This is a genomic window from Streptomyces sp. NPDC006197, assembly GCF_040613865.1.
In the GTDB taxonomy this organism is placed as follows: domain Bacteria; phylum Actinomycetota; class Actinomycetes; order Streptomycetales; family Streptomycetaceae; genus Streptomyces.
Genome location: NZ_JBEXSZ010000227.1, coordinates 1 through 8,455 on the forward strand (window position 1 = coordinate 1; position 8,455 = coordinate 8,455).

5 protein-coding genes and 1 pseudogene are annotated in these 8,455 nt (G+C 72.7%); 3 read left to right on the forward strand and 3 right to left on the reverse strand.

Features of this window, described 5'->3' with window-relative positions:
* Nucleotides 1-451 precede the first annotated feature (451 nt).
* Nucleotides 452-997, reverse strand: a complete 546-nt coding sequence (locus ABZ318_RS37845; protein WP_030694509.1) for a MarR family transcriptional regulator — start codon at nt 995-997, stop codon at nt 452-454.
* A 153-nt stretch (nt 998-1,150) separates the two neighbouring features.
* Here ABZ318_RS37845 and ABZ318_RS37850 point away from each other — a divergent pair, with 153 nt between their 5' ends.
* On the forward strand, nt 1,151-2,425 hold the full coding sequence (locus ABZ318_RS37850) for an MFS transporter (RefSeq protein WP_356906962.1): 1,275 nt from the start codon (nt 1,151-1,153) through the stop codon (nt 2,423-2,425).
* A 6-nt stretch (nt 2,426-2,431) separates the two neighbouring features.
* On the opposite strand, the gene ABZ318_RS37855 is transcribed toward ABZ318_RS37850, so the two are convergent.
* Together ABZ318_RS37855 and ABZ318_RS37860 are read right to left on the reverse strand one after the other, a co-directional pair.
* Entirely contained in the window at nt 2,432-4,072 is a 1,641-nt protein-coding gene (locus ABZ318_RS37855; RefSeq protein ID WP_356906963.1) for a SpoIIE family protein phosphatase, read from the reverse strand.
* 106 nt (nt 4,073-4,178) lie between these two features.
* The gene (locus ABZ318_RS37860; RefSeq protein WP_356906964.1) at nt 4,179-5,543 is read right to left on the reverse strand and encodes an NAD(P)/FAD-dependent oxidoreductase; all 1,365 of its coding nucleotides are present in this window, start codon (nt 5,541-5,543) and stop codon (nt 4,179-4,181) included.
* Between the two features lie 338 nt (nt 5,544-5,881).
* On the opposite strand from ABZ318_RS37860, the gene ABZ318_RS37865 reads away from it, so the two are divergent.
* Together ABZ318_RS37865 and ABZ318_RS37870 are read left to right on the forward strand one after the other, a co-directional pair.
* The gene (locus ABZ318_RS37865; protein ID WP_356906965.1) at nt 5,882-6,688 is read left to right on the forward strand and encodes a helix-turn-helix domain-containing protein; all 807 of its coding nucleotides are present in this window, start codon (nt 5,882-5,884) and stop codon (nt 6,686-6,688) included.
* Nucleotides 6,689-6,913: 225 nt separating this feature from the next.
* Nucleotides 6,914-8,419: pseudogene (locus tag ABZ318_RS37870) on the forward strand (sigma-70 family RNA polymerase sigma factor); the annotation flags it as partial.
* Between the last annotated feature and the right edge of the window lie 36 nt (nt 8,420-8,455).

Below are 8,455 nucleotides of genomic sequence, written 5' to 3' on the forward strand. Positions count from 1 at the left end.
CCGTTTCCGGGCCCTCCGGGCGCTTCCTTCGTTTCCGACTCTATCAGATCTTTGCGATCCGATTTCCTCGGTGCTTTCCGGTCCCGTTCGCTTTCGCTCCGGGCCCTTCCGGCGGTTCCGACTCTATCAGATCCTTTCGGCGTCTGATTCCCAGTCAGGGGGGTTTGTCTTTCCGGCTGTTGGGCCGTTCCGACGTCTCAAACTCTAGCGGGTTCTCCCGGCGACTCATAATCGAGCCATTCGAAATGAATTTCGGCATGCCGAAATTCATCCCGGTAGGGAGTTCGTGCTGAGTAGAGGTGCCGCATCAGCGGCGTGAGTGGTTGCCGAAGAACCGTTCCGGCTCCGTGACAACTCGGAGAACACTACGCATCCGGGAGGGGCGTGTCAACCTCCGGTCGTCCCCCGTTCGGCCCCGTCCGACAGGTCGTCCGGTGGGTCGTCCCGCAGGTCAGTCGAGGTCCGTCAGGCGGCCGCCGGCGTCGGGCTGGGTGAGCTCCACTCGGCGGAGGAGGCGGATGAGGACATCGCCGAGGACACCCTTCTCCTCCGTCGTGAGGTCCTGGAGCAGGTCCTCCTCGAAGTCGGTGGCCATGCGCATGGCCTCCAGCCACTTCGAGCGGCCCTCGTCGGTGAGCTCGACGATCACGCGGACGCGGTTGTTCTCGTCGCGGTCGCGGGTGACCAGGCCCTCGCCGGCCATGCGGTCGATGCGGTGGGTCATCGCGGCCGGGGTGAGGCCCAGTCGCTTGGCGAGCTCGCCGGGGCCCAGGCGGTAGGGCTCTCCGGAGAGGACCAGCGTCTTGAGGACCTCCCACTCGGCGTTGCTGATGCCGAGGTCGGCGAGCTGGCGGCCGTACGCCACGTTCATCCGGCGGTTCAGCCGGCCGAGGGCGGAGACGACCTTCTCCACCTGCGGGTCGAGGTCGCGGTACTCGCGCTGATACGCAGCGATCTGCTCGTCGAGGCTCGGCTCCTGGGGAGCGGTGTCGGACATGCGGGGAGTATCCCACGGCGTCGTTGGCGTTGAAGTCCTTCGGTGTGTACTGTTAAGGCGTTAACTTTAGAGTTGAAGTCTTCAGGGTTCAGTCCTACAGGGCTGAACCCGTGACCGAAGTGGGTGAGTGTGACCAAGGCGAGGGGCGCGGCGATGCGCCGGATTCAGGCAGGCAGCGCGCTGAGCGCGTTCGGACTCGGTTTCACCGTGCCGTACCTCTATGTGTACGTGGCGCAGGTGCGGGATCTGGGCGCGGCCACGGCGGGGATCGTGCTGGCCGTCTTCGCCATGGCCGCACTGGTGGTGCTGCCCTTCAGCGGGCGGGCCATCGACCGGCGCGGGCCCGTGCCCGTCCTGCTGGTGGCCTCGGTCATGGCGGCGGTGGGCGCGGTGGCGATGGGCTTCGCCTCCAGCGTGCCGGCGGCCGTGGGGGCCGCGGCGCTGCTCGGTGCCGGTACGGCCGTGCTCCAGCCGGCCCTCGCCACGATGATCGTCTGGTGCTCGGCGCCGGCCGGGCGCACGCGGGCCTTCGCGATGCAGTTCTTCCTGCAGAACCTCGGGCTCGGCATCGGTGGCCTGATCGGCGGTCTGCTGGTCGACACGAGCCGGCCGGGCAGCTTCATCCTGCTGTTCTCGATCGAGGCGGCGATGTTCCTCGTGCTCGCCGCGGTCGTGGGGACCGTCCGGATGCCGGGCTCCCCCGCGCTCCAGGACGCCCGTCCGTCCGAGGGCGGGAAGGCCGGCGGTGTCCGCGCGCTGCTCGGGCACAAGGCGATGGTGCAGCTGTGCGTCCTCGGCTTCGTGCTGTTCTTCGCCTGCTACGGGCAGTTCGAGTCGGGTCTCGCCGCGTACGGCACGGAGGCCGCGGGCATCCAGCCGTCGACGCTCGGCATCGCGCTGGCCGCCAACACGGCGGTGATCGTGGTCGCCCAGTTCCTGGTGCTGCGGCTCGTCGAGCGCCGGAGGCGGAGCCGGGTCATCGCGGCCGTGGGGCTCATCTGGACCGTGGCGTGGATCATCGCCGGGTACGCGGGGCTCGGGCACGGCAGCCAGGCCATGGCGACGGCGGCCTTCGTCTCCACGTACGCCCTCTTCGGGCTCGGTGAGGCGATGCTGTCGCCGACCGTGGCCCCGCTGGTGGCCGATCTGGCGCCGGAGTCGATGGTCGGGTCGTACAACTCGGCCTTCGCCCTGGTGAAGCAGCTGGCGCTGGCCGTCGGTCCGGCCGTGGGCGGGCCCATGGGGGCCGCGCTGCACGGTCCGTACATCGTGACCTTCGTGCTCTTCTCGCTCGGCATCACCTTCCTGGCCGTCCGGCTGGGCCGGCAGCTGACCCCCGAGCAGGACCAGCCGTCGCTGGCGGTGAAGCCGTCGAAGGTGGTGGCGCGGCACGAGCCGGTCCTCGAGAGCGAGACCGCCGCGGCCTAGGCCGGATCAGTCCGGCAGGGCGAACTCGCACCAGACCGCTTTGCCGCCGCCCGGCGTGCGGCGGCTTCCCCAGGACGAGGCGATCGTCGCGATGATCGAGATACCGCGACCCGCCTCGTCCTCCGTTTCCGCCCTGCGGCGGCGCGGCAGGTGGTCGTCGCCGTCCGTGACCTCGATGATCAGGCGCCGGTCGGTGCGCCGGAGCCGCAGGCGCATGGGCGGGGTGCCGTGCTGGAGGGAGTTCGCCACGAGCTCGCTGGTGGCGAGGACCCCCAGGTCGCGCAGCTCGACCGGGAACCGCCAGGAGGAGAGGACGCCGGAGGCGAAGGCACGCGCGCGTGGGGCGGCCTCGACACCGCCGAGCAGTTCCAGGGCGGCGTTGTGGAAGAGCTCGGCGTCCGAGCCCTTGCGGGAGGGGTGCTGGACGACCAGGACGGCGACGTCGTCGTCGTGCTCGGCGGTGACCCCGAGGGCGCGAAGGAGGCGGTCGCAGACGACCTGCGGGGTGCCGTCGGCGCCGGCCAGGGCGCGGGCCAGGGCGGCGACGCCCTCGTCGATGTCCTCGCGGCGGCGCTCGACGAGACCGTCCGTGTAGAGGACGGCGGTGGAGCCGGGCGGCAGGGCGATGGAGCCCGAGGCGTGCAGCCAGCCGCCGGTGCCCAGCGGCGGGCCGGTCGGGTCCTCGGCGCGGCGGACGGTGCCGTCCTCGTCCCGTACGAGGATCGGGAGGTGGCCGGCGGAGGCGTACACCAGCTTGCCCTCGCTGGGGTCGTGGATCGCGTACACGCAGGTGGCGATCTGGCTGGCGTCGATCTCGGCGGCGAGGCCGTCGAGGAGCTGGAGGACCTCGTGCGGGGGCAGGTCCAGGCGCGCGTAGGCCCGGACGGCGGTGCGGAGCTGGCCCATGACGGCGGCGGCGCGCACGCCCCGGCCCATCACGTCGCCGATGACGAGGGCGGTGCGGCCCGCTCCGAGGGTGATCACGTCGTACCAGTCGCCGCCGACGGCCGCGTCCGCGACGCCGGGCTGGTAGGTGGCGGCGATCCGCAGGTCGTCGGGCTGCTCCAGTTCCTGCGGGAGCAGGGAGCGCTGGAGGGTGACGGCGGTCTCGCGGTGTCTGCGCTCGCTGGCCCGGAGCCGCTCGGCGGCCTCGGCGTGGTCGGTGACGTCGGCGGCGTGGACGAGGACTCCGCCGCCGTCGAGGCGGGGGCTGTCGACGGGCAGGCAGGTGACCGTGTACGAGCCGCCGTCCCGGGTGCGGCGGGACTTGACCGTGCGGGGCTTGCCGCTGCGCAGCACCTGGTCCATGAGGGGCAGCAGGCCGAGCTCCTCGGCCTCCGGGCAGGTGTCGGCGACGGTGGCGCCGGCGGGGCGCGGGCCGAACGCGGCGGCGTACGCGTCGTTCACGTACGCGATGCGGTGCTCCGGGCCGTACACGAGCGCGACGAGCCCGGGGAGGCGGCCGAGCAGCTCCCGTACGGAGAAGTCCTCCAGGGCGGGGACGTCGGCCGCCTCGGCAGCGCTGTCGGTGAGCTGCTCCAACTGCTGACCGTACTCACCGCGGGCGGCGGGCACGGAGCCTTCGGGCCCCCGCGCCGCGCGGCGCTGCGTGCCGGGGAGCCGGGCGCTCCAACGGGTGAAGTTCACGGATTCGTATGCCTCGTGGTGTCGGTGCCGTGCAGAGTCACGCTGTGCAGGTGTGAGCCCACCTATGGTCACACGTCCAGTGTGGACGAGTGCACTGACAGTGATGTCAGGACTGCGGCTTGTCGCCGTCGCCGGGGGGTGGAGCGGCGGCGAGTTCGAATTCGGCCCTGGGGTGTTCCAGCGAGCCGAGGGAGACGATCTCCCGTTTGAACAGGCCGGACAGGGTCCATTCGGCGAGGACCCGGGCCTTGCGGTTGAAGGTCGGCACCCGGCTGAGGTGGTAGGCGCGGTGCATGAACCAGGCCGGATATCCCTTGAGCTTGCGTCCGTAGACGTGGGCGACCCCCTTGTGGAGGCCCAGGGAGGCGACGGAGCCCACGTACGCGTGCGCGTACTCCTTGAGCGGCTGCCCGCGCAGGGAGGCGGCGATGTTCTCGGCGAGCACCTTGGCCTGGCGGACGGCGTGCTGGGCGTTGGGCGCGCACTCCTTGCCGGGCTCCTTCGCCGTCACGTCGGGGACGGCGGCGGCGTCACCGGCCGCCCAGGCGTGCTCGACGCCGTCGACGGTGAGCCGGGCGGTGCAGCGGAGTCTTCCGCGTTCGTCCAGCGGCAGGTCGGTGGCGGCGAGGACGGGCGCGGGCTTCACGCCGGCGGTCCAGACGACCGTGCGGGTGGGCAGGCGGGTGCCGTCGCTGAGGACGGCGACCCGGTCCTCGCAGGTCTCCAGGCGGGTGCGGAGGCGGACGTCGATGTTCCGGCCGCGCAGCTCGCGGATGGCGTACCGGCCCATCTCCTCGCCGACCTCAGGGAGGATCCGGTCGGAGGCCTCGACGAGGACCCAGCGCAGGTCCTCGGGCTTGAGGTTGTGGTAGTAGCGCGCGGTGTAGCGGGCCATGTCCTCCAGCTCGGCGAGGGCCTCCACGCCCGCGTAGCCGCCGCCGACGAAGACGAAGGTGAGGGCGGCGTCGCGGATGGCGGGATCGCGGGTGGAGGAGGCGATGTCCATCTGCTCGATGACGTGGTTGCGCAGGCCGATGGCCTCCTCGACGGTCTTGAAGCCGATGCCGTGGTCGGCGAGGCCGGGGACCGGGAGGGTGCGGGAGACGGAGCCGGGCGCGATGACCAGCTCGTCGTACGTCATGTCGAGGGTGCCGGCGCCCTCCTCCTCGGTGGCGAGGGTGGAGAGGGTCGCGGTGCGCTTGGCGTGGTCGACGGAGTGGACCTCGCCGATGACGATGCGGCAGCGGTCGAGGACCCGGCGGAGCGGCACGACGACGTGGCGCGGGGAGATGGAGCCGGCCGCGGCCTCCGGCAGGAACGGCTGGTACGTCATGTACGGCTCGGGGGTGACCACCACGATCTCGGCGGTGCCGTCTCCGAGCTCCGTCCTGAGCTGCCGCTGGAGGCGCAGCGCGGTGTACATGCCGACGTAGCCACCGCCGACCACGAGAATGCGCGCAGGTTCGGTCACTGTCCCATGACGCACCGCCGTCCGTTGTTTGTCCACAGGCTCGGCAAATTGTGTGACCGGAGGGGTACGGAGGCGCGGGGTGGCGTGCGGCGGGCGTGCGGGGGAACCGCGCAGGTCACGGCGGGTGGGGCCGGTTCGGAGAGGGGTCGGAATCGGGAGTCTTCCGGGCCTTGCTCCGATCGGGGGGCGCACCGTACGGAACTCCCCCTTCTGAATTGACCCCGACTCAACTATGTTCGTACTTCGTCGGGGTGTCGGACCGGGGCGTGCGCGTGGACCGAAGCGCTCGTCCGCCGGAGGCCCCGTGTCAAGGCGGGGAGTCTCCGGGGGGAGACATCATGAGCGGGGGAACGCTTATGCAGATTCAGGATTCACGGTGGCAGTCGGGCACCGGCACGGCGGCCGTCGTCGTCGACGGGCACGTCCCGGGGACGGCCGAGGCGCGCAACGGGGCGCCGGTGGCGGGCGGCAGGTCCGCGCCGCTGCGGGTGGACGCCCAGCGCAATCTGGAGCACGTGCTGCGGGCCGCCCGCGAGGTGTTCGGCGAGCTCGGCTACGGGGCTCCGATGGAGGACGTGGCGCGCCGCGCCCGGGTCGGCGTCGGCACCGTCTACCGCCGGTTCCCCAGCAAGGACGTGCTGGTGCGGCGGATAGCCGAGGAGGAGACCTCCCGGCTGACCGAGCAGGCGCGGGCCGCGCTGGGCCAGGAGGAGGAGCCGTGGTCGGCGCTCTCCCGGTTCCTGCGGACCTCGGTGGCCTCGGGTGCGGGGCGTCTCCTGCCGCCGCAGGTGCTGCGGGTGGGCGTGGACGACTCCGGGGCGCCGCTCGTCGCGGACGACGCGGACGAGGCGGCCCGGGTGCCGCACCAGCGGGGTGGCGTCGAGCAGGGCGACGCGCGTGTGGTCGCGCCGCGCGGGGTGCCGGCCGACGAGCGGGACGACTCGGGGGCCTCGGAGTTGCTGGAGGTCGTCGGGCGGTTGGTCGACCGGGCGCGTGAGGCGGGTGAGCTGCGGACGGACGTGACCGTGGCGGACGTCCTCCTCGTCATCGCCACCGCCGCGCCGGCCCTGCCGGACGCGGTGCAGCAGGCGGCGGCCTCGACCCGGCTCCTCGACATCCTGCTCGAGGGCCTGCGCTCCCGGTAGGAACCCGCGGTCGTTCTCGTACGGCCGTGCTTCTCGCTCGTACGGCCGTGCTTCTCGTGGTCCGGGCGGGCCAACGAGCATGACACGAACGTGTGAGCGGTTACGCCCGGATGCGCGAAGTCGCCCCGGACGAGTGGTAAGTGGACGCGGCGCTTCGGCGTGCCCGCGCTCTGTGGCAGGCTGGGCCGGTATTCGGGTCTGAGCGTGCGTACGGGGGCTTCCGCGATGAGCGGTGACAGTCGGGACGATCCGCTGGGCAGCGGCGGCGGCGCGGAGACCGGAGGCCTTCCCTCCCGGCAGGTGCCGAGCCAGGGCGGGCCGGGAGGTCTCTCCGGATCGTCGTCGTCATCGGCCGGATCGGCTGGGACGGGGGCCGGATCCGGCGGGTCCGCGGGGGCCGCCGGATCGTCGGGTGCCGCTGGATCCGCGGGTGCCGCTGGATCGCCGGGTGCTCCGGGAGCGCCGGCCAGACACGCCAAGCCGATCGACGCGAGCGTGCCGCAGCAGCGCGAGGGCAAGCCCGCGGGGGCTGGGGCCGGGACGGGCTCCGGGGCGGGTTCCGCAGCGGGGGCCGTCGCCGGGACGGCCGACGAGACGGTCGGCGGGGCGAGACCCGTCGACCGCGGCGACGCCGGTGGTGACGGCATCGAGGGCGGTGTCGTCCCCGGCGGTGACGGCGACGCCGGTGGCATCCACGGTGACGGCCTCCACGGTAATGACGCCGACAGCGGTGACGGCGCCGACAGCGGTGACGGCCAAGGCGGTCACGTCCTCGGGGGGCCCGTCGGCAGCGGTGGCATCCACGGCCCTGACGGCGACGGCGACCTCGGCACCGTTCTTCCGCCGCCGCGTGAGCTGCCGCCCTCCGACGCCGAGCTCGTCCAGCTCATGCGGGACGGCGACGACTCCGCGTACGAGGAACTGTTCCGCCGTCACTCCGAGGCCGTCCGCCGCTACGCCAGGACCTGCTGCCGGGACGCGCACACCGCCGACGACCTCACCGCCGAGGTCTTCGCCCGCACCCTCCAGGCGGTCCGCGGCGGGGCCGGCCCCGAACAGGCCGTGCGCGCCTACCTCATGACCACCGTCCGGCGGGTCGCCGCGAACTGGGCCAGGACCCAGAAGCGCGAGCACCTCGTCGAGGACTTCGCGGTGTTCGCCGCGGACGCCGCCCGCTCCTGCGAGGTCTCCGACCAGGACACCATGGACCTCGGCGCGGACGTCCGCGCCATGCACGAGGCCGAGCAGTCCCTCGCCATGCAGGCCTTCCGCTCGCTGCCCGAGCGCTGGCAGGCCGTGCTCTGGCACACCACCGTCGAGGAGGAGTCCCCGAGCGAGGTCGCCCCGCTCTTCGGACTGACCGCCAACGCCACGGCCGTGCTCGCCAGCCGGGCCCGCGAGGGCCTCAAGCAGGCCTACCTCCAGGCGCACGTCAGCCAGTCCCTGACCGCGGGCGGCGACTGCGCCCGCTACGCGGACCGGCTCGGCGCCTACGCGCGCGGCGGGCTACGGATGCGGGCCGAGCGCGGCCTGCGCAAGCACCTCGACGAGTGCGTCAAGTGCCGGCTCGCCGCCGGTGAGCTGGCCCATGTGAACGCCGGGATCCCCGCGCTCCTGCCGGTCGCCGTCATCGGCTGGTTCGCCGCCGGGTACTCGCTCAAGGCCGCCGGTGTCGTCGCCGGTGGCACCGCCGCCGCGGCCGGTGCGGGCGCGGCGGCCGCCGCCTCCGGGATCGGAAGAGCGTCGGGGTGGGAAAGAGTGTGACAG